At 72.4% G+C, this 20,007-nt stretch carries 13 protein-coding genes, 1 pseudogene and 1 riboswitch; of the genes and pseudogenes, 6 read left to right on the top strand and 8 right to left on the bottom strand.

The annotated features are described in order from the left end of the window. Positions 1 to 5: 5 nt before the first annotated feature. The 3 genes from ACWCYY_RS05810 (at position 6) to ACWCYY_RS05800 (ending at position 3,758) form a co-directional block, all read left to right on the top strand. The gene (locus tag ACWCYY_RS05810) at positions 6 to 554 is read left to right on the top strand and encodes a histidine phosphatase family protein (RefSeq protein ID WP_449795232.1); all 549 of its coding nucleotides are present in this window, start codon (positions 6 to 8) and stop codon (positions 552 to 554) included. A gap of 92 nt (positions 555 to 646) precedes the next feature. Beyond that, on the top strand, positions 647 to 1,858 hold the full coding sequence (locus ACWCYY_RS05805) for a 4-hydroxybenzoate 3-monooxygenase (protein WP_449795231.1): 1,212 nt from the start codon (positions 647 to 649) through the stop codon (positions 1,856 to 1,858). Between the two features lie 184 nt (positions 1,859 to 2,042). Continuing rightward, positions 2,043 to 3,758 (top strand): methyltransferase, encoded by a 1,716-nt coding sequence (locus ACWCYY_RS05800; RefSeq protein ID WP_380148528.1) that lies wholly within the window; start codon positions 2,043 to 2,045, stop codon positions 3,756 to 3,758. A gap of 173 nt (positions 3,759 to 3,931) precedes the next feature. Here the strand turns inward: ACWCYY_RS05800 and ACWCYY_RS05795 are convergent, their stop codons facing one another. Next, complete coding sequence (locus ACWCYY_RS05795; RefSeq protein ID WP_345288700.1) at positions 3,932 to 4,381, bottom strand: hypothetical protein; 450 nt, start codon at positions 4,379 to 4,381, stop codon at positions 3,932 to 3,934. Positions 4,382 to 4,553: 172 nt separating this feature from the next. Here ACWCYY_RS05795 and ACWCYY_RS05790 point away from each other — a divergent pair, with 172 nt between their 5' ends. Further along, a complete protein-coding gene (locus tag ACWCYY_RS05790; RefSeq protein ID WP_449795230.1) occupies positions 4,554 to 5,570 on the top strand; it encodes a hypothetical protein in 1,017 nt (338 codons plus the stop codon). A 49-nt stretch (positions 5,571 to 5,619) separates the two neighbouring features. Here the strand turns inward: ACWCYY_RS05790 and ACWCYY_RS05785 are convergent, their stop codons facing one another. The 3 genes and pseudogenes from ACWCYY_RS05785 to ACWCYY_RS05775 all read right to left on the bottom strand — a co-directional run bounded on the left by ACWCYY_RS05785 (position 5,620) and on the right by ACWCYY_RS05775 (position 8,867). After that, entirely contained in the window at positions 5,620 to 6,975 is a 1,356-nt protein-coding gene (locus ACWCYY_RS05785; RefSeq protein ID WP_449795229.1) for a serine/threonine-protein kinase, read from the bottom strand. A gap of 161 nt (positions 6,976 to 7,136) precedes the next feature. Continuing rightward, positions 7,137 to 7,850, bottom strand: a pseudogene (locus ACWCYY_RS05780) (FHA domain-containing protein); the annotation flags it as partial. Positions 7,851 to 8,015: 165 nt separating this feature from the next. Further along, positions 8,016 to 8,867 carry a peptidoglycan DD-metalloendopeptidase family protein gene (locus ACWCYY_RS05775; RefSeq protein WP_449795228.1) on the bottom strand — a complete coding sequence of 284 codons (852 nt, stop codon included), beginning with the start codon at positions 8,865 to 8,867 and terminating at the stop codon, positions 8,016 to 8,018. Between the two features lie 131 nt (positions 8,868 to 8,998). Here ACWCYY_RS05775 and ACWCYY_RS05770 point away from each other — a divergent pair, with 131 nt between their 5' ends. Beyond that, positions 8,999 to 9,919 (top strand): phytoene/squalene synthase family protein, encoded by a 921-nt coding sequence (locus tag ACWCYY_RS05770; protein WP_449795227.1) that lies wholly within the window; start codon positions 8,999 to 9,001, stop codon positions 9,917 to 9,919. 67 nt (positions 9,920 to 9,986) lie between these two features. Here the strand turns inward: ACWCYY_RS05770 and ACWCYY_RS05765 are convergent, their stop codons facing one another. Continuing rightward, positions 9,987 to 10,700, bottom strand: a complete 714-nt coding sequence (locus tag ACWCYY_RS05765) for an IclR family transcriptional regulator (protein ID WP_345288705.1) — start codon at positions 10,698 to 10,700, stop codon at positions 9,987 to 9,989. Positions 10,701 to 10,893: 193 nt separating this feature from the next. Further along, positions 10,894 to 11,036: riboswitch (SAM riboswitch) on the bottom strand. A gap of 120 nt (positions 11,037 to 11,156) precedes the next feature. Here ACWCYY_RS05765 and ACWCYY_RS05760 point away from each other — a divergent pair. After that, positions 11,157 to 12,992 (top strand): cholesterol oxidase substrate-binding domain-containing protein, encoded by a 1,836-nt coding sequence (locus ACWCYY_RS05760; RefSeq protein ID WP_449795226.1) that lies wholly within the window; start codon positions 11,157 to 11,159, stop codon positions 12,990 to 12,992. Between the two features lie 72 nt (positions 12,993 to 13,064). Here ACWCYY_RS05760 and ACWCYY_RS05755 read toward each other — a convergent pair whose 3' ends face one another. From ACWCYY_RS05755 to ACWCYY_RS05745, 3 genes are read right to left on the bottom strand one after another with little or no spacing between them, the layout of a single operon-like run. Further along, positions 13,065 to 14,426: a hypothetical protein gene (locus tag ACWCYY_RS05755; RefSeq protein WP_449795225.1), complete on the bottom strand. Its 1,362-nt coding sequence runs from the start codon at positions 14,424 to 14,426 to the stop codon at positions 13,065 to 13,067. 42 nt (positions 14,427 to 14,468) lie between these two features. Beyond that, the gene (locus ACWCYY_RS05750) at positions 14,469 to 15,323 is read right to left on the bottom strand and encodes a hypothetical protein (RefSeq protein ID WP_449795224.1); all 855 of its coding nucleotides are present in this window, start codon (positions 15,321 to 15,323) and stop codon (positions 14,469 to 14,471) included. Continuing rightward, positions 15,320 to 19,822 (bottom strand): AAA domain-containing protein, encoded by a 4,503-nt coding sequence (locus ACWCYY_RS05745; RefSeq protein ID WP_449795223.1) that lies wholly within the window; start codon positions 19,820 to 19,822, stop codon positions 15,320 to 15,322. The genes ACWCYY_RS05750 and ACWCYY_RS05745 overlap by 4 nt, the downstream gene beginning before the upstream one ends. Positions 19,823 to 20,007: the final 185 nt, after the last annotated feature.

Raw genomic sequence — 20,007 nt, 5'->3', positions numbered from 1 at the left:
CCGCCTTGGCCGTCGAGATCGTCTACGAGACACACTCCACCACCACGGACAACGAGGCGGGAATCGCCACGGGGTGGCTGCCCGGCAGCCTCTCCGAGCTCGGCCGCCGGCAGGCCGCCGAGCTCGGGGAGCGCCGCCGCGGCGGCGGCTTCGCGGACGTGCTCACCTCTGACCTCCGGCGGGCCGTGGAGACGGCCCGGATCGCCTTCCCCGGCCTGGAGCCGACCCAGGACGCCCGCCTGCGCGAGTGCGACTACGGTGCCCTGAACGGGACTTCGGCCGCCGCCGTCTCCGCCCAGCGCCTGCGCCGGCTCGACGACCCCTTCCCCGGCGGTGGCCAGAGCTACCGTCAAGTGGTGGACGCCACGGCCGAGTTGCTGGCCGAGCTGGCCGTCCGCCACGACGGCCGCCGCGTCCTGCTGATCGCGCACTCCGCCAACCGCATCGCCCTCGACCACCTGCTGCTCGCCAGGCCGCTCACCGAGCTGCTCACCGCCGCCCCGGCCTGGCAGCCCGGCCACCACTACACTCTGCCTACCAACTGGCGCCCCTGAGCAGGCAGTTCTTCATTCACCGCCGCCCATCTGCCTGCATACGGGTGAACTTCTCCGCTCATCCGCTCGGCAACTGCCTATGATCCAATTCCATGACGGAGAGTCAGATCATCCCAGCTGTGCGCAATTCAGCTGACGTGCTCATCCTCGGGGCCGGCCCCGCCGGGCTGGTGCTCGGCAATCTGCTGCACGCCGCGGGGATCGACTGCGTCATCCTGGAACGCGCCACCCCCGAGCAGCTCGCGGCCCGCTCCCGGGCCGGGTACCTGGCCGCCAACACGGTGCGGATCCTGGAGCGGCACGGCCTCGCCGAGGGCCTGCGCCGACGCGGACGGGAGCACGCGCTGTGCGAGTTCCGCACCGAGGACGGCGCCTTCCGCCTCGACTACTCCACCCTCGGCCGGGGCGAGCGCCACACCGTCCACCCCCAGCACGAGCTGGTGGCCGACCTGCTGGCGCACTACCGGCAGGCCGGTGGGCAGGTACGTTTCGGCACCGAGGCGCTGGCCGTCCTGGACGCCGCCTCCGACCGTCCCCGCGTCACCGTCGGCAGCCGCGAGAACGGCGCCACCGCCGCCTGGCAGGGCCGCTACGTCGCCGGGTGCGACGGCCGGCACGGCGCGGCCCGCCGCTCACTTCCGCCCGGCGCGGTCCGGCACCACCGGCACGACCACGGGATCTCCTGGCTGGGCCTGCTCGCCGAGGCGCCGCCCAGCCTGGACGCGGTCGGCTACGCGGTGCACGGCCGCGGCTTCGCCGGGCACATGGCCCGCACGTCCACCCTCACCCGCTACTACCTCCAGTGCGAGCGCGGGAGTTCGGCCGACGCCCTGCCCGACGAGCAGGTCTGGGAGGAGCTGGAGCGCAGGCTGCGCGCCGAGGAGCACGGCCCGCTGCACCGGGGCCCGATCGTCCACCGCTCCGTGATCGACCTGGAGTCCGACGTCCTCGAACCGCTCCGGTACGGCTCGCTCCTCCTGGCCGGGGACGCCGCCGCCCTGCTCAGCCCCTCGGCGGCCAAGGGCGCCAACCTCGCCGTCCTGGAAGCCGAGTTGCTCGCCGAGGCGCTGATCGCCCAGCTGCACCAGGGTGACTCCAGCGGTCTCGAAGCGTACTCCCGACGTAGCCTCGAACACATCTGGCGGGCCCAGGAGTTCTCGCACTGGATGGTGCAACTCCTCAACGCCCCACCGCAGTCGGACGCCTCCGACTTCCACCACGGACTGCGGCGCGCACGCCTCGCCTCGCTGCGCGGCTCGCGCACCCTCCAGGACTGGTTCGCCGACCACTACGTCGGCGTCTGAGTCCCACCTCCCCGGACCACCCCCTCACGTCGGCCCGGCCGGAACAGGCACACGCCTGCCCCGGCCGGGTCCGGCTTTGCCATGCCCGGAATCCCGGGAACCCGGAGCCCCGGAACCCTGGACGCCCGGAATCCCTGGACCCCCGGAATCCCGCACCACACACCAGAGATGAGGACGCACCACCATGTCCACGAGCACCACCACCCCCCTGCGCACGGACGCCGCCCGCTTAGCGGAGGCCGTCTCCTTCGTCCGGCAGCAGGACACCGCCGCCCTGCTGCCGCTGCTCCTCCCCGGCCTGGACGGCCCCGAGCTGCGCGCGCTCGCGGACCACTGCCGCTTCTCGCACGCCGCGCTGCTGGTCTTCCCGCCGACCGCCGAGGCCCACCGCGGCCTGCTGGCCGACTGCGGGCTCGATCCCGGGGTGACGGCCAGGCCGAGCGTGGTGGTCCGGGACCGGCTGGCCGCCCGGCACGGGCGGGAGCCGGCCGACCTGGACGTGCGCATCCTGCGCCCGACCGTGGCCGGGACGGGCCGCACCGTCGAGGTCTTCGTGCTGACCGTGCCGCCGGGTTCGGAGCTCGGCCCGCTGGCCCGGCAGGAGCGCGCCGAGGACCACGAGGCGCACCTGGCCCTGGAGGTGGAGCACCCCGATCCGCTGGTGCTGCGCGGGCTCTGCGCGCTGCTGGCCCGGCACGGCGCCGGTCCGGACGGCGGCGGCTACAACCCGCACGAGGACGGCACCGTCCTCTACTTCACCGTGCCCCCGGACTCCAAGGCGGGCTACCGGCGGCTGGAGCTGTACGTCCCGGGCGAGCACCCGGACGTGCTGGCGGGGCACCTGAGCGGCCGTCAGGCCGACCGGCCCGCCGAAACGCTCCTGCTGCTGCTCACCGGGGCGTGGACCACCCAGGCGCTGGCCGTCTCGGCGGAACTGCGGCTGCCCGACGCGCTGGACACCGGTACGACGACCGGCCTGGCGGCCCTGGCCCGGACGGTCGGCGCCGACCCCGACGCGCTGGCCTCCCTGCTGCGCTACCTCGCCATGCTGGACGTGGTCGAGACCGACGGGTACGGCTACCGGCTCACCGCGCTCGGTGCCCTGCTGCGCAGCGACGCCCCGTCCTCGATGCGGCCGCTCGCCCTGATGTACGGCGGGCCGTTCTACCGCTCCTTCGCGGAGCTCGGGCACACCGTGCGGACCGGCGGGGTCGCCTTCGACCACCTCCACGGGGAGAACCACTTCGAACACTTCGCCCGGCAATCGGAGTTGGCCGAGCTCTTCGACCTCTCCATGGCGGCGAGTTCGCGGATGTTCGAACCGCTGACGGCCCATCCGGCCGTGACCGCAGCGGCCGGCGGCACCGTGGTGGACGTCGCGGGCGGCAACGGCGAGCTGCTCGGCAGGCTGCTCACCGCCCATCCCCGGCTGCGCGGCGTCCTGCTGGAGCGCCCGCACGCGGTGGAGGCCGCCCGGCGGGCCCTGGACGCGGCCGGGTGCGGTGACCGCTGCACCTACCTGGCGGGCGACTTCGCCGACGTGCCGCCGGGCGGGGACGTCTACCTGCTGTCGCGCATCCTGCACGACTGGGACGACGAGCGCTGCCGGGAGATCCTGCGGCACTGCGCGGCGGCCATGCCGGCCCACGCGGACCTGCTGATCGTCGAACGGGTGCTCCCGGCCGACGGTTCGCCCTCGCTGGCCACCGCGTGGGACCTGCACATGCGGTGCAACGTCGGCGGCCGGGAACGCCGGGCCGAGCACTACGCCCGGCTGCTGGCAGACGCGGGCCTGACCCTGGTCGGCAGCTCCCCGCTGCCGCTCGACGCCACGGTCCTGCACGCCCGCCGGGCCGGGGCACCCGTCCCGGCCCAGGCCGCCGGCCCCGACCGGCCGTAGTGACCCTAGCGGCCAGTAGCGGCCCATAACGGCCCATAACGGCCCGTAACGGCCGAGTGGAGCCTGACGGTCGGTCACCTTCCGTGGTCCTCGTGGCAGGTGACCGCCCGTCGGGCGCACGCGGCGGTCCGGCTCCGCTCCCGTGGTACGGAGCCGGGCCGCATGGCGGCGCGTCAGCAGTTGCGCAGCGACCAGACGGGCGACCAGTTCACCGTGAGCTGGCGGGTCGAGGAGCCCGAACCAGCCGTGGAGGTGAACAGCTGCTGGCCGCTGCCCCCGTAGAACCGCGAGACGGTGTTGGGCGTCTGGTTGTTGGTGAGGTATCCGGTGCCCTCCCAGTTCGACACGCTGTACAGGCGGCACGGGTCGAAGCGGAAGACCGCCCACTTCTGGCGGACCGGGTCGTTCACCGCGACGCACAGGCTGCCGTAGTTGCAGGGGATGTTGAACATGTCCCGGTCGTAGCCGTAGTAGTCCGGCGTGACCCCCGACGCCGACGGCGAGCCGGCCGTGATCGCCGCGGGCGCGGCCTGCACGGCCTGGGCCGAGCCGGCCCCGGCGAGCAGGGCCGGCAGCAGCGCCGCGGCACCGAGCAGACCGACGACGGAGCGCTTGAGGTTCATGGTGGTTCCCCCTCTGGTTCGGTTGAGGGCCTCAGCCTGTCCCGGCACGCGCCGCCGCAGTACCTCGGAACACCTAGGGTCGTCCTCCCGCCCGGGCGCCCGGATGGCAGGATCGGCCCTCGAACCCCGACGCCCCACCGATGAACCGGAGACCACCGTGCCCGACGGCGACGTGACGGACGCTCAGCTCCCCGAACAGCTCCCCGAACTGCTCCTGTCCGACGGCTCCTGGCGGTGCACCGGGGCCGACGGCGCCTGGGAGACCGCCGTCTTCCGCCTCGCCCCCGACCCGGCCGCGCGCCGCGGCCCCCTGGTGGCCCGGATGAGCGCGGACGGTGTCACCACGGCCGACGCGGCCGACCCGGAGCAGTGGGAGGGTGCCCTGATCGAGGCCCTGCTCGCGCACCCGGCCGCACGGCAGCTGCGCTCCCTCGAACTCCACCTCACCGACCACCACCACTCCGCCGAACGCGCCGCGGCCACCCTGGTCCGCCATCCCCTCCCCCGGCTCGAACACCTCTACCTGGGCCACGCGTTCGAGTACCTCTTCGAGGACGGCGAGAGCTCGACGGGGCGCCGGCTGGACCCCCTGGAGCACCACGGCACCGGTCTGGTCCGGACCGCGCCCTGGGAGGCCCTGCCGGCCCTGCGGAGCCTGGAGCTCGAAGGCGCCTTCCTGGTGGACGCGGTGGAGCACCAAAACCTGACCCGGCTCCGTACCCGCGGCGCCGTGCTCTCGGACGGATCCGTCTTCCACCCCGGCCGCCTCCCCGCGCTGACCGCCTTCGAAGTCGACCTGGAGAGCGACGTGTTCGGCGTCGCCTGCTCGGTCGACCAGGTCGAGGAGTTGGGCGCCGGGCACCTCCCCGCCCTGCGTCGGCTCGACCTCGGCCGGGTCGAGTTCGACTCGAACGACTTCGACACCCTCACCGCCCTGGCCGGGTCACCGCTCCTGCCGCAGCTGGAGAGCCTCACCCTGCGCGAACTGCGGGTCGAGCGCTGGCACTGCGAGCGGGTGGGCGCGCCCGAGCCCGCGGCCGCGCTGGCGGCCCTCGCCCCGGCCTTCGCCCACCTCCGGCTCCGGGTGACCGGCCCGGTCGCCGTCGAGGCCGACGACCCGGCGCAGGCCGGGGCGGTGCTCGGCCTGTTCGGCCTGCACCCGGACGGCGGCGAGGGGAACGGGACGTGACGGCCCGTCCCCTGAGGCGTCCCCGGACCCGCCCGGGCGCCCGGGCGCGCTACGGTGCGCAGGACCTGATCCACTGGTGGGAGCGCGGCAGGCGGTCCCCGTCCGCGAGGTTGCGCCGCTCGCCGTTGGGCAGGCAGCCGATCCGCTGCTCCCACCCCGTGCCGGCGAAGTACTCCACGTCGACCCTGGTGGCCCCCTCGGAGAGGTTCTGTCCGTTGTTGAAGACCGAGAGCGGCGGCCGCCGCGCGGCCCAGGCGCAACCGGTCTCCCCGGTGGACCAGTCGTCGTCCCCGTCCACCCAGGCGCAGTAGTCGCCCTGGCCGTCCGGCTCGGTGAAGAAGCAGACCGTGCCGCGGTCGCAGCGGTCGTAGCCGGTGCTGGGCAGCAGCGCCGGCAGGCCGGCGGAGAGGGTGGCGGTGGCGGTCGCGATCAGCACCGTCAGCAGCGGTCCGCGGCGGCGTCGCAGGAAGGGGCCCGGCCGCCAGGCGGCGCGGCGCCCGGCGGCGGCGGCCTCGACCCGGCGCAGCAGCGAGGCGGCGGTGTACGGGGCCCGGTCCTCGTGCCGGCGGGCCAGGCAGTCCATGAGCACGGGGCGCCACTGCTCGGGCAGTTCGGGCGACAGGCGCAGCTCCTCCTCGCCCCGCGCGTACCGCAGGGCGGCGTCGCGCCGGGCGCCGGGCGTGCCTCCGGGCAGGGGGTGGCCGCCGGTGAGGACCAGGTGGGCCAGCACGCCGAAGGCCCAGATGTCGGCGCTCGGGCGGACCTTGCGGCCGCGTTCGCCGATCTCGCACCAGAGCAGGTCCGGCGCGGTGTAGTCGGCGGTGCCGAAGACCGGGGCGTAGGCGTGGGTGCCCTCCAGCTCGGCGGCCACGTTGAAGTCGGCGAGGCGGGCGGTGCCGTCGGCCATCAGCAGCACGTTGCCGGGCTTGAGGTCACCGTGCACCCAGCCGGCCCGGTGCAGCTGGTCCAGGCCCGCGCAGACGTCGACCAGCAGGGCGGGACCGCCGCGCGGGACGGGGCCGGCGGTGAGCAGGTCGTCCAGCGAGCGCTCCGCCTCCTCCAGGACGAGCACGCTCGCCCCGTCGATCTCGGGCCGGGCGGAGTCGTCCACCGTCCGCACCTCGTAGAGCCGGATCAGCCGGGGTGCCCGTACCTTGCGGAGCAACTCCACCTCCCGCTCGGCCAGTTCGCGCAGGTGGGCGAGCTGGCGGGGGCTGCGGGTGCCGGTCGGCAGGATCTTCAGGGCGGCCCGGCTGGGCACCCCGGCCACCGGAACGGTGCGCGTGCCGGCGTAGACGGTGCCGAAGGCGCCGCAGCCGAGCGGCCGGCCGACCGTCCACGGCCCGATCCGGTAGCCGGCCGGGACGGCCACGTGGTCCGACGGCCCGTCACCACGGCCGGTCACCGGGCCCCGCCCGGCTCCACGGCCACGGACTCCACGGCCACGGACTCCGAGGCCACCGCCGGACAGGCCACCGGCTCCTGGTCAACCGCCTCCGGGGCCACCGTCGGACAGGCCGCCCGCCCCGCCACCGCCGGCCCCAGGGCGGTCGCGCCGCCGAGGTCCAACAGACCGAGGTCGTCCTCGCGCACCAGGTCGAAGCGGAGCGCCAGCGAGACCAGCGAGTCCTTCTTGCCCGCCAGCCGGGGGCCCGGGTCGGAGCTCTCCGGGCCCGGCTTGATCCGCAGCTTCACCGCGAGGTAGTCGATGTTCCACTGCACGGCGGCCCGGTTGGCGGCCGGCCAGAGCGGGCGCAGCCGCTCGACCACCTGGTCGACCGTGGGGAGCGCGGCGTGCGGCGAAGTGCGCAGACGTGCTTCGCACAGGGCCGCGAGCACCAGGAAGTACCGCTTGGAGCGGTCGAGGGGGAACGCCAGCAGGGTGGGCTCGCCCCCGGGGAAGGCCGGCAGGTCGCGGTCGGCGTAGTCGTGCCGGGGCGCCCAGACGTCCAGGGTGACCAGCTCCGACCCGGCCGGCAGGACCAGGCGGGAGAACTCGAAGGGCACCGGTGCGCCGAGCCGCCCCGGGGAGACCTTGAGGTGCTCGCCGGCGCCCTCCGGGTTCTCCACCACGTAGGTGGCGGAGCGGCTGAGGTTGCTGAGCAGCCAGTGGCTCCCGTCGGCGGTGATCTCCCCGGCGACTCTGGAGACGCCACCGTGCCGGATGACCAGGTCTCCTGACCCTCCCTCACGTCCGAAGCGGACGCCCTCGCCGGGGGCGAGCCGCAACTGCCCCTCCGGCTCCATCCCCGGCCCCGGAACCACGATGATGCTGTACACGCGCCGATACCCCTCCCCACTGGTGGTGGAGGAAGGGTAACGAGCGGAACACATCGTTCAGATAACGATCACCGCTGGAGCGGTCACCGGATCAGCACTCCGTCCGGTGTCCCGGCGCTCTCACAGCTCTCACTGCTCCTACAGCTCTCACCGGCCTCACCACTCTCAGCACTCTCCGCGCCAGACGAAGCCCTCGACGACCTTCCCGCCGTCCGGCAGGCTGCCGCGGCCCTCGGTCCAGCCGCGGTGCAGGCAGAGCCCTCCGCCGCCCTGGAAGGAGACCTGGACGTGGTCGTAACCGGGCTGCGGCGAGCCGTTGTTGAAGTACGAGCGGCGGAACCCGCAGCTGCTCACCGGCTGGTCGGAGTCGGAGCGGCAGACCGAACCGGTGCCGTCCGGGCCGTCGTAGAAGCAGACGTAGCCGCTCGGGCAGTCCTGCCAGGCGGGCGGGGCGCCCGCGCAGTTGCGGCTGACGACGCCGGTCCAGCTCGCGTTCGGGCCCGAGTAGCGCACGCCGTCCAGCAGGGACGGCACCCGGTGGCGCTCGTCGGTGAAGTCGCCCTTGGCGAGGTAGCGCTGCTCGTAGTGCAGGTGCGCCCAGTTGGAGGCCCCCGAGGTGCCGATCCGGCCGATGGCCGCACCGGCGGCCACCCGGTCGCCCTTCTTCACGTACGCGTCCGGGGCGTCCTTGAGGTGGTAGTAGGCGGTGAACCAGCCGCCGCCGTGGTTGATCTGGATCGTGTTGCCGGAGCCGTTGTCCCGGTAGGTCGCGGAGACCGTGCCCGCCGCCGAGGCCAGCACCGGAAGGCCGTCCGAGCCGGTGTTCCCGTCCACCACCATGTCCAGCGCGGGGTCATGGCCCCAGGTGTTCAACTGCCACACCGACCCGCAGGGGAACGGGAGTTGGAACGCCGGACGCTCCGCACTCCGCTCCGCCGACGCCACCCCGGACGCCACCCCCGGCACCGTCACCAACGCCGCTGCCAAGGCCAGCAGCACCCACCACACCCTGCGCACGCCCCACCCTCCTCCGGCGGCCGGCGCCGCCCCGGCCCATCGTCCCCGGCCCCGCGCCGCCCGGACACCTCGGAACTCCGAGGGTCCGGTTAGGGTTCGCGGAGACGATCAAGGAGAGGGGCGGGCCCGGGATGAGTGGCTGGACGAGGGCGTTGGACGCGGCCGGGATCACCGACCCCGGGCTGCGGGAGGACTACACCCGTCAGCGGCGGCAGGTCACGCGGTACCGGCGCGAGGCGGCGCTGGCCGCCCAACTGCTGCTCCCCGCAGGTCTGGTGCCGCACGTGATCGCCGCCACCGCCTACATGCACCGCACCGACACCCTGCTCGACAGCGGCCCTCCGGAGGGACGGCGGGCGGCGTACGCGCGGTGGGAGCACGAGGTCGAGCGGGCCCTCGCCACCGGGGCCACCGACCAGCCCGAGCTGCGCCCGTTCCTGCACACCGTCGAGGCCCACCCCGCGCTGCGCACGCTGGTGCCGGAGCACCTGGCCGGCGCCCTCGCCGACCTCGACTTCCCCGGCTTCGCCACCGAGGCGGACTACCAGGCCTACCTGGACGCCTACGCGCTGCCCGCCTTCCTGGTCGTCGCCGCCCTGCTCGGCCCGGACGGTGACCAGGGCGACTACCGCGCCGCCTGCCGCACCTACCTGGACGCCGCCCAGCGGATCGACTTCGTCGCCGACCTCGCCGAGGACCTGGCCGACGGCCGGCTGACACTCCCCCAGGAGGCCCTGGAGCGGCACGGCGTCACCCGCCCCGACCTCGAACGGGCCGCCGACCTCCCGGCCGTCCGGGCCCTGATCACCGCTCAGCTCGACCACGCCGACCGCACCCTCGCCGAGGGCCGCGCCGTGATCGACCTCGCCCCGCCCGCACACCGTCCGATGGTCCGCTGCATGGTCGGCCTGGACGCGCTCACCTCCCGCGCCGCCCGGGCCGACCTCCCCGCCCTCCTCCGGCGCCCGGCCGGCCCGCCCAAGGGCGCCGCGCTCCGCCTGCTGACACGCGAGTACCTCCGGGCTCGGCGCGTCCGCCGGGCGAACCCCTGACGACTCCTCGGGTCACCCGGCTGCCCGGCTCAGGACTGCCGATCCCAGAGGTCAGGACGGGCCGGGCTCAGGACTGCCGGACGGCCTCGGTGAGGCGTTCGGCGGCGTCCACCACGGCTTGGGCCAGCCGGGCACCGGGGTGGCGGCTGAGCCGCTCGATCGGACCGGACACCGTGACGGCCGCCACCACGCGGTTGGACGGGCCGCGCACCGGCGCCGAGACGGACGCGACCCCGAGCTCGCGCTCCCCGACGGCCTGCGCCCAGCCCCGCCGCCGCACCCCGCTCAGCGCGGTCGCGGTGAAGCTGGCGCCCTGCAGGCCCCGGTGCAGCCGCTCCGGCTCCTCCCAGGCCAGCAGGATCTGGGCTGCGGCCCCGACCCGCATCGGAAGGGTGACCCCGACCGGGACGGTGTCCCGCAGGCCGGAGAGCCGCTCCGCCGCGGCCACGCAGATCCGCATCTCGCCCTGCCGCCGGTAGAGCTGGGCGCTCTCCCCGGTGACGTCGCGCAGGTGCGCGAGCACCGGCCCGGCCGCCGCCAGCAGGCGGTCCTCACCGGCCGCCGCCGACAGTTCGCCGATCCGGGCGCCGAGGGTGAACCGGCCCTCGATGTCGCGGGCGACCAGCCGGTGCTGCTCCAGCGCGACCGCCAGCCGGTGGGCGGTCGGCCGCGCCAGGCCGGTGGCGGCGACCAGCCCGGCCAGGGTGGTCGGGCCGGCCTCCAGGGTGCCGAGGATCGAGGTGACCTTGTCGAGGACGCCGACGCCGCTGATGGTTTCCATGGGTGTACTCCGTCTCAGAACCGCGGACGGCGGGTGGGTCCGCCCGCGGGGGCTCCGTGCGGGGAGCCGGGGGTGGTCAGCGAGGGAAGGCCGCAGAAGTGGGCCGAATGCCTGCGCCGGACACGAAACGGGTACGCGAAAGCGCCGGGGCGGGTAGCGCCCGGGCGAAGGACAGCACAGAGAGCACCGTGTCTCCTCATCTTCCCCGCGCCACTATGGCGACAGGCCGGAGTTGGCACTGCTCCCGCACGGCACGGCGCGTACTTCGGACGCCGGGTCGAACGGGGAGTTGCCGGGGCTTCGTAGGGCCGGTCCCTCCACCCCTCTGGATGATTCGCGAGGAACCATATCAAGTCGTGGCGGCGCCGTGACCAACCTCCCCCCACCTCGTCCGGAACCGCCCCGCCCCGGGCCGAAACCGGCCCGTCGGATGATCCACATTGGTAGCGTCGCCGCGTGACAGACCAACGAGCAGGGCAACCACAGCACACCGACCGGGGACTGACGCGCCGTCAGACGCTCGCCGCGGCCCTCGGCACGGCCGGCGCGGCCTGGCTGCTGCGCGGCACCGTCGGGCCCGACAGCGCGCAGGCCGTCGGCGCCGCCCCCGCCGGTCTCCCCGGAGGGCTGGTCCCGTACCAACGGGTGTTCGAGAACTGGGCCGGGGAGGTCCGCACCGACCCGCTCTGGGTCTGCGAGCCGACCACCCCGGAGCAGGTCGCCGAACTCGCGGACTGGGCCCGCGCCGCCGGCTGGCGGCTGCGCCCCCAGGGCCACCGGCACGGCTGGGCCCCGCTCACCGTCGCGCCCGGCACCCCGTCGACCGCCCGCGTCCTGCTGGTCGACACCACCCGCCACCTCACCGCCGTCACCCTCACCGGGGCGACGGTGGCCGGCGCACCGACCGTGCGGGTGCAGACCGGCGCCGCGATGGAGGACCTGCTGGCCCGCCTCGCCGAGCAGGGCCTCGGCGTCACCGGCTGCCCGGCCCCCGGCGACCTCACCGTCGGCGGCGTGCTCGCGATCGGCGGCCACGGCACCGCCGTCCCGGCGGCCGGTGAGACCGCCCCGGCCGGCCACGGCTACGGCTCGCTCTCCAACCAGGTGGTCTCGCTCACCGCCGTGGTCTGGGACGGGACCGCCGGCCGCTACGCGCTCCGCACCTACGACCGCACCGAGGCCGAGTCCGGCGCCCTGCTGGTCCAGCTCGGCCGGGCCTTCCTCACCGAGGCGGTGCTCCGGGTCGGGCCCGACCGTCCGCTGCGCTGCGTCAGCCGGGTCGACGTCCCGGCCACCGAGCTCTTCGCCGCCCCGGGCACCGCGGGTGCCCGCACCCTCGCCTCCTTCGTCGACCGGGACGGCCGGGCCGAGGCGATCTGGTACGCCTTCACCACCCACCCCTGGCTCAAGACCTGGCGGCTCACCCCCGGGCGGCCGTTCGCCGCCCGCAGCGTCGACGAGCCCTACAACTACCCCTTCTCCGACAACATCCCGAAGCCGGTCGCCGACCTGGCCGGCCAACTGGTCTCCGGTGCGCCGGAACTGGCCCCGGTCTTCGGGCAGCTCCAGTTCCTCATCACCAAGATCGGCCTCACCGGGGACCTCACCGACGTCCTGCTCTCCAGCGGCCTGCTGCGCTCCCTGCTCACCGGCGAGCTCCTCACCCACCTGCTCGCCGACGGCCTGCGCTCCGACCTCTGGGGCCCCTCCCGGGCCCTCCTCCAGTACGTCCGCCCCACCACCCTGCGGGTCACCGCCAACGGCTACGCGGTCCACCTGCGGCGGGCCGACCTCCAGTGGGCGGTCAACGCCTTCACCACCACCTACGAGCGCCTGCTGACGGAGTACCAGCAACGCGGCGAGTACCCCGTCAACGGCGCCGTCGAGATCCGCGTCACCGGCCTGGACGACCCCTCCGCCACCGGCATCCCCGGCGCGCGGCCCGCCCTGCTCTCCCCCCTGCGCCCCGACCCCGCCCACCCCGACCGGGAGACCGCCCTCTGGCTCGACATCCTCACCCTCCCCGGCACCCCCGGCCTGCACCGCTTCTGCCGCGACCTCGAACAGGCCCTGCTCGCCCTCTTCGACGGCACCCGCGCGACCCTCCGGGTCGAATGGTCCAAGGGCTGGGCCTACACCGACACCGCCGCCTGGTCCGACCCCACCCTCCTCACCACCACCATCCCCGCCTCCTTCCCCGACTGGAACGAGGCCGTCACCACCCTCGACCGCCTCGACCCCCACCACGTCTTCGGCAACCCCTTCCTGGACGCCCTCCTGCGGACGGCCTGACCTCAACTGGGAGCTGGTGCTCCGCCCTCACGGACGGAGGACGGATCACCAGCTCCCGGGCCGGACCAGCCGTCAGCGCAGGATACGGATGGCCATGACCGATCCGTCCTGGTTCAGGGAGATCGGTCCTCCCCACCCGGAACCGTCCTGATCATCCGTCCATTCGGAGCGCAGCAGGTGAGCCTGACGGCGGTAGCCCTCCACCCGTCCGGCAACCAGGTCCGTGAAAAGGTCACTGGCGATCCCCGAGAACGCCTCGACCCGCGTGCCGTTCAGCCGGAAGACATGGTCGGTGCCCACGAACTCGACGCCGTGGATGACGTGCGCGACGTCCTGGACAATACCCGTGCCGGCATGCGTGTACTGGTCGTAGTGGTTCCTCCCCTGACGCTTCGAGAGGTAGCGCGCCGTGGGTTCACCCCCGCCGGTGAAGGCCATCAGACCTGCCGCATCCGCGTGCGCGAGGACCCGACGGAACCAGCCGTTCTCCGCGGGCCGGACGTGGTAGCCGGAGACCATCCGTGGCGTCCCCTCGTCGCCCCACGCCAGGTCGATTCCCGGCACGATCGCACGATCCTCCGGCCGGACGTCCAGTCCTGCTTCGCCGGAAAGATGCAGCGTGCCCTCACCCGGCGCCTCCAGCACGTGAACGGTGATGGGGTCCGAACTCGGGATCTCGGTGCTGAACACCATGGCCGGGGTCTCGCCCGGCCGTCCAAGGTGAACCGCCTCAACATGGACCGCCGCGGTGGAGAGCTGGCTGTGCACCTGTGCGCGCTTGCCGTGGACTCCCTTGCAGGCAACCAGCACCACCTTCGACGGCGCACCCGGCTTCCAGACCTCCAGGAGGAAATGCGGGCGCTTGGAGGCCCGGTACAGAGAACCGTCCTTTCCGGTCAGCGTCCACCCCGCTCGCAAGGCGACATCAGCGTCGACCACCGAGACCGAGTACCCGGGGTACCGCCGCCCGAGCACCTCCTGTGCGACGGCGAGGGCGAGCCCGACCCCCAACTCGCCCGACTGGACTGCCTTGTAGTGGCGCGTTGGATTGCCCCCTTCCGCCGAGAGGGCGAGGAAGCGACCACGGTTTCCTTCCAGCGCCTGACAGTACTTGAGGGCCGCCCAGTGCTCCGCCAGCCCTCGGCCGGCCCCCTGCCGGGCCAGGACGTTCGCCCGGCCCAGCACGTGCAGCAGCTTCCAGGGAGTGAGCACGATCGACTGCCCACGGTGCTCCACCGGAACGGCGCGCAATCCGGGCTTGCGCCTCAGCAACTCCTGGTTGTTCTCCCGGCGTTGCCGGTCGTCAGCGGCCGCGACTGCGGCGACGCTCCCCGCCAGTCCGGAGCTCGAATGGACCGCCACGTTCAGCGGCTGGACGAGGTCACTGAGTACGGCGGTTGCCTTCTTACCCATCTTCTCCCCCTCGGTGGTCACGGATCATGGAGTGGACGTTCGGTTCGGCAGTGCCCTCAACGGTCACCGGGCGGCGGGCGGCTGACGGGTGTCGGCGAGGTCGTTCAGAGCGGCGTTAACGACCTGCCAGCAGATGCTCAAGGTGTCGCGGTCGGGCCGATGGCTCTGGCGTGCTTCGGCCTTGGGGTGGACGAAGTTCCGGTACTTGCGAAGCTCGTGGCTGAACTTCTCGGCGTCGGCGCCGAGGTACCCGGCCTGGTGGCAGGCCCTGATCAGTTTGTCCAGGCTGATGTTGTCCTCGGACTCGCGGCCGAGGAGGGACCGGTCGCGCTCCAGGACCGTGCAGAGCAGCACGCCCTCCATCAAGGAGCCGAGCATGATGATCGCCGCGACGTGAGCTCCGTTGGCGTAACAGGTCCTGGCCTCGTCCAGCCTCCACTGGAGGAGTGCGGCCATCGCCTCGTCCGCCACGAGGTCCGACATCACCACCTTGAGCTCGGTGGCGCCGTAGTGCGTGGGGTGTGCCAGTGCAGGGTCGCAGGCAACCACCCGGGGGCTACCGCCGGGATTCTCGAGCCGGTACCCCTCGTGGATGAGGAAGGAGTTGACGAACGTCACGACCTCGGTGAGCATCTCGGGCTCCTCGAGGTACTCGCGCGGATCCGCAAGCCTGATCAGTACCTTCTCGACCTCTTCCGGCTGATGCCGACGCTCCATCAGCAGTTCGGTCGCCCACTCCCGACGGTACTGGCCGTCGAACTCGGGCACGTCCTGCCAGCCGGCCCGCCTCAGGAACGCCTCGATCTCGAAGCCGCGGCGGTAGAACAGGTCATCGTCGCCAGCGACCGCCCGGGCGATTTCCTGGACCGTGGTCTCGTCCAGGACGGACTGGAGCCGACGGTTGTGGGACTGGTTCATTCGGTTCCTCCGGTGCTTTCGGTGCCTACGGTGGTCTCGGTCCCGATGCGCAGTTCCTCGGGCTCCTCGTCGGGAAGCCCGTTGGCGTCCGCCAGTTCGAGCGGCTCCCAGGGTTGCGCGTCCGCCGACCGGGTGGGCGGTCGCGAGTAGTCGGCCGGCTGGATGCCGTGCCGGTCGAGCTCCATCCACAGCCCTGCCAGCGCCTCGTCGGGGTCGAACCTGAACTCGCTCTCCTGGATGCGCCAGAACTTCCAACCGACCCTTTGGAGTTCGCGGTCGCGTTGCTGGTCGTAGCGAATCTGGTCCAGGGTCGAGTGGTAGTAGTCGCCGTCACACTCCACCCCCAGACGGCCACGCGCACCGATCACCACGAGGTCAATCCGCTTGCTACCGGCCGGGTACTGCGGCACGACGTGGTATCCCCGCTGCTTCAACCTCAGGTAAACCTGCTGTTCGAAGAGCGATTCGAAGGGGGCACGCCGGACGTCGGGAAGCACCGGGCCGATGTCGGCGGCCTCCGCCATCGCCGCAGGCGGGTTCTGCATGTAGCTGAGCAAGTTGAGCCGGAGGTCCCCCGGCTTGAGCTGGTCGGGCGGCACCGAATAGAAGAGGCGCATCTGGTCCTGGGCCCGGCTGGCCGCGACGTTGTACGCCTGTTGTTCGCTTCGCAGACCGCCGGCGATCCGCCGTACCCGGTCGACCACCATGGACAACAGGATCACGTGGCGCTCGTCTCCTTGGAACTGCACCGGGGTGCCCACCCGGATGTGGTGGCGTTCGCGGACCGGCGGGGGGATGCGCTGCTCGATGAGCTGCTCGAGCAACTTGACCTGGCCGAAGCCCCCTTGGAGCACGATGACTCCCATGCTCTTGTTCTCGTAGGCCGGATCCGTCGTCAGTTCGGCGAGGCAGTCCACGATCGCCTCGGCCTCCTTGGGGTTGCGAATCCGGCTGTCCCGCCCTTCCGCGACTCCGCCTTCGACGTAGTGCGTCAGGAGCGGATCCAACCGCTCGCCACCGTACTGACGAAGCGGCACGAGGCCGGGTGGGCTGTAGAAGGTCGCCGAGGACCAGCCGATGATCTCGGGCATGCAGCGAAAGTGCTCCTGCAAGCGGATGGTCGAGGGGAAGAGTGCCGAGAGCAGCTGATAGAGGTTGGAGTGCGGCATGTACAGCTGACGGAGGTGTGCGGGCACGTCCGGAAGGTGTGCCGTCAGTCTGTCCTGGATCAGCTGGGTGCGGCCGAACCCGGTGACAGGTGGCGTGCACTGCTTGTCGTCTCCGACAACGATGATCCGCGGAGCCAGCCAGAGGAGGAAGAGCGCGTCCATGCCCGCCTGACTGGCTTCGTCGACGATCACCACATCGAAGGTGTCCTGGCTCGGCCTGATCATCTCGGCAACCCTGGCGATGGGCATCACCCACGCCGGCACCGCCCCCTGGGCGACGTTCATCGCGCTACGGGCAGCTGCCTTGAAGTGGGATGCGTTCTTGCCCTTGCCCTTGCCGTACGAGGCCATGTGTGTGCGGTACGCCTGAAGCGCCGACCGCTGTTCCGAGGTCATCCGGACGAGGCAGTGCAACCGGCCCTGCGCCGCAGCCAGATCGCCCGTGAGTTGCTCCAACTTGGCTTCGTGCTCGGTCAACTCGCCGTCCAGGCGCTGCTCCCGGCCCGGCGCACGCTCGTCATCGACGAACTGGCTGGCCTTCGCCCAGGCCCACGCCTCCTGAAGCCGACCGAGCCGGGCGTCCCAAGCCGGGTCGTCCGCATCGGCCACCACCCTCCCCGCGATCGCGGGCGAGACCGCACGGAGGCGATCCAGCAGTTCGGCACAGCGCCGACGGCGCAGATCCCGAAACTGAGCCGTTCCGAGGGCCTCCAGCTCCTTCGTGTACTGATCCACGTCGCGCTGCCGCAGCGCCTCTGCCATGGCCAGCGCTTCGGGCGGCGCCGTGGCGGCGCCGTCCTCACCACGCAGGATCCGATCCCACCGGGCGAGCCGCTCCAGGGCTTCCTCGGCACGCTGACGGCCGGTCAGTGCCGCAGCGGCCTCACCGAAGTCGTGCCACGCCTGCGGCCGGGTCAGGTCGAGGTAAAGCCCGTGACGTACGAGGATCTCGTCGGCCCGCTCACGGACACGGCCGAAGCCCTCGATCTCGTCCAGGTGCCGGTACCGCTCGCGAAGTGCCGCCAGCCGCACCTCCAGCGGTGCGTCGGCCACGGGCGCCCCGACCTGTGCCCAGCGCGCCGCGACCGCCACCAGGGCGGTGTGTGCCTGCAAGTGAGCACTGACGGCGCCGATGTCGGCCGCAGTGGTCGGCCTTCGCCCATCCACTCGGCAGTTGCCGAGCAACTCCTCCGCCTCCCGCTGGGCCTTCGGTGCGAACAGCGCCCGCAGCTGCCGGCCCGCCGCGAGGTGACCGATCAGTGCCGGAGCAGTGGCCGCCATCCGGTGCGCCTGCTCGGGTTCCAAGGGCTCTGGAAGCGTCACCGCACGCAGGCCGACCCGGTCGAGGGCATCGGCCACGTCCGCGAGGACTGTCCCGACCTCGGCGACCCGGCGCCACAGCTCCGACTGCCGTCGGCCGAGCCGGTCGGTCAGCGCTCGCACCACCCAGTCGTCGGTTGTTGACCAGTCCGTCGCGTCCAACGGGACACCGATCCGGTGCAGCCGGCTCCGGGCGGATTCCAGAAGACCCGTCAGTTCGTCGGTGACGGAGGTGTCCAATGCGGCCAACCGGTTGCGGATCCCGACGGCGGCGGGCGAGAGTCCGGAGACGCTCAGCTGACTGGCAACGATCTCCACCGTGACCTGGCCGGCAGTCGGCAGGGTCGTCGCCGCCGGAAAGACGGGTACCTCGGCCCACTGTCCCGCGCCTTCGCGCAGCAGCGCGAGCATCTCCTCCGCCTCCGAGGCGTCCAGAGGGGGTACTGCTGGTGCTCGGTCGGACAGTCTGCCGATCCAGCCCGAGCGGACCGCCTCCTCCTGGACCTTCCGCACGATCGCGGCCAGCGTCCCGGAGTACCCGGGCGCCACCTCGGGGTGCTGGTAGACCTCCGACTCACGAAGGGCGATCACCTGCTCGGTCAGTAGCTTGATCCTGCTGCACACCTCGTACCGGCGTTGGGTCAGCCGTCGGATCTCGTCCCGGAGCTGGTCGGTGTCTCCCGCGGCTACCTGATCGCTCAACGCGTTGATGGTGCGCTCCAGCTCGTTCGCACCGTCTTGACTGGTGCTGCTGAGCAAGAGGACACACAGGTCCCGGACCGCCGGGGGGAGCTTGTCCCGGAGCACGGTCAACGGCTGATCCTTCGCGCTGGTGACCAGCACCCGCTGCCCCTGTGCAAGGAGCGCGGAGAGCAGGTTGGCGATGGTGTGCGTCTTTCCGGTGCCCGGTGGCCCCTGGACCACAACCCCGGTGTCGCGTTGTAGACGTTCGAGGACGGACCGCTGCTGGGCATTGGTCTTCCCGGGAAACAACGGTTCATCACCGAAGAGCGGTGCGGGCTGCCTTCCGCCCCAGTTCCTCCGGTCGTCCGCGTCCAGTGGCATCACCAACTGCGCCAGCCCGAGTGGCGCCTGGTGCTCGGAGACCACGGTCTCGGCAATGCGGTCGTAGAAGCTGAGCACCGCATTGCGGTCCCTGGGCCGCATCAGGAGGGCCGGCGCGAAGGTCAGCCTCGCGCTCGCGTCGGGCGCCACCGGTGGACGCCAGTTGGAGCTGAAGGACATCGGCCTGGGAAGGACCAGGTCCTGCCACTGCGCAAGGCTCTCCAGAGCCTCTTGGCCCAACAGGTGCAACGGCCTCGTGGAGAGTTCCTCGCTGAACGCGGCCGAGCGCTCGGGCACCCATCCGTCACTCGTCTCGAGGAAGTCACCGTCCTCGAGACGGACCGCCCCGTCCCCTGTCATCCGGACGGTGATCCGCGCGGTCCGCCGGTCCACCTGGGTCTCCACGCGCCGGGAGAGGACATGCCGGTGGATCGCCCCACCGTTCGGCTCGCTCCAGGACAACAGACCGACCGCCAGTACGAGTTCGAACTGGTCGTCCTGCTGCAGCAGTTGCTGGTGCCAGTGGTAGAGCCGTTCGTAGAGCTCTCGGTGCGAACGCTCGGCCCGTTCACGCTCAGCCCACAGACGCCACCTGGCCAGCCACGGCCCGTATGCCCGAAGGACCTCCTCCGCGTCCTCCCTGGCCACGACCGTCTCACGGTCCTGCCAGCGATCGGTCTCCCCCGGCCCCGGTGCCCAAGTCCGGTACGGGCCCTCCTCCATGAGCGGTAGGTCCTCGACGTCGGCGTCCTGGCAGAGCCGCTCGTCGACCCATCCCTCCAGCACGGTCGGCAGTTCCGGTGCCGCGACCTGCGGTACCGGGTCGAGAAGCAACAACGGCCGGTCCTCGTCATCGGACGGCCGGGGCACCTTCGCCGGCAGATCAGCCAGCCAGAGCGGACCCCAGGAACGAGTGTCCCGCTGCCGTTTGTTGCCGCTCTGCACGACTTCGCGCAGGAATCCCACCAACGCAGCGGTCTGTCCGATGACATCCGGATCGTTTGCATGACGCCGTGAAGCGCTCACCATTCTCCCCTCGGCCGGTGATGAACGTTCCAGAATGGGGGAGGCCCTTGCGGCAAGGGGGGGATCAGCACAAGGTGGCTGGTTCACGTACGGCAATGGCCGAG

The organism is Kitasatospora sp. NPDC001664 (assembly GCF_053596675.1).
The sequence above is the reverse complement of the archived record's forward strand: the minus strand, read 5'-3'. Positions and strand labels throughout refer to the sequence as shown.

Bases quoted from the DNA above. Each gene is read 5' to 3' on its own strand.
- ACWCYY_RS05765 (WP_345288705.1), bottom strand. From the start codon at position 10,700: ATGGAAACCATCAGCGGCGTCGGCGTCCTCGACAAGGTCACCTCGATC.
- ACWCYY_RS05795 (WP_345288700.1), bottom strand. From the start codon at position 4,381: ATGAACCTCAAGCGCTCCGTCGTCGGTCTGCTCGGTGCCGCGGCGCTG.
- ACWCYY_RS05750 (WP_449795224.1), bottom strand. From the start codon at position 15,323: ATGAACCAGTCCCACAACCGTCGGCTCCAGTCCGTCCTGGACGAGACC.
- ACWCYY_RS05770 (WP_449795227.1), top strand. From the start codon at position 8,999: ATGAGTGGCTGGACGAGGGCGTTGGACGCGGCCGGGATCACCGACCCC.
- ACWCYY_RS05805 (WP_449795231.1), top strand. From the start codon at position 647: ATGACGGAGAGTCAGATCATCCCAGCTGTGCGCAATTCAGCTGACGTG.
- ACWCYY_RS05800 (WP_380148528.1), top strand. From the start codon at position 2,043: ATGTCCACGAGCACCACCACCCCCCTGCGCACGGACGCCGCCCGCTTA.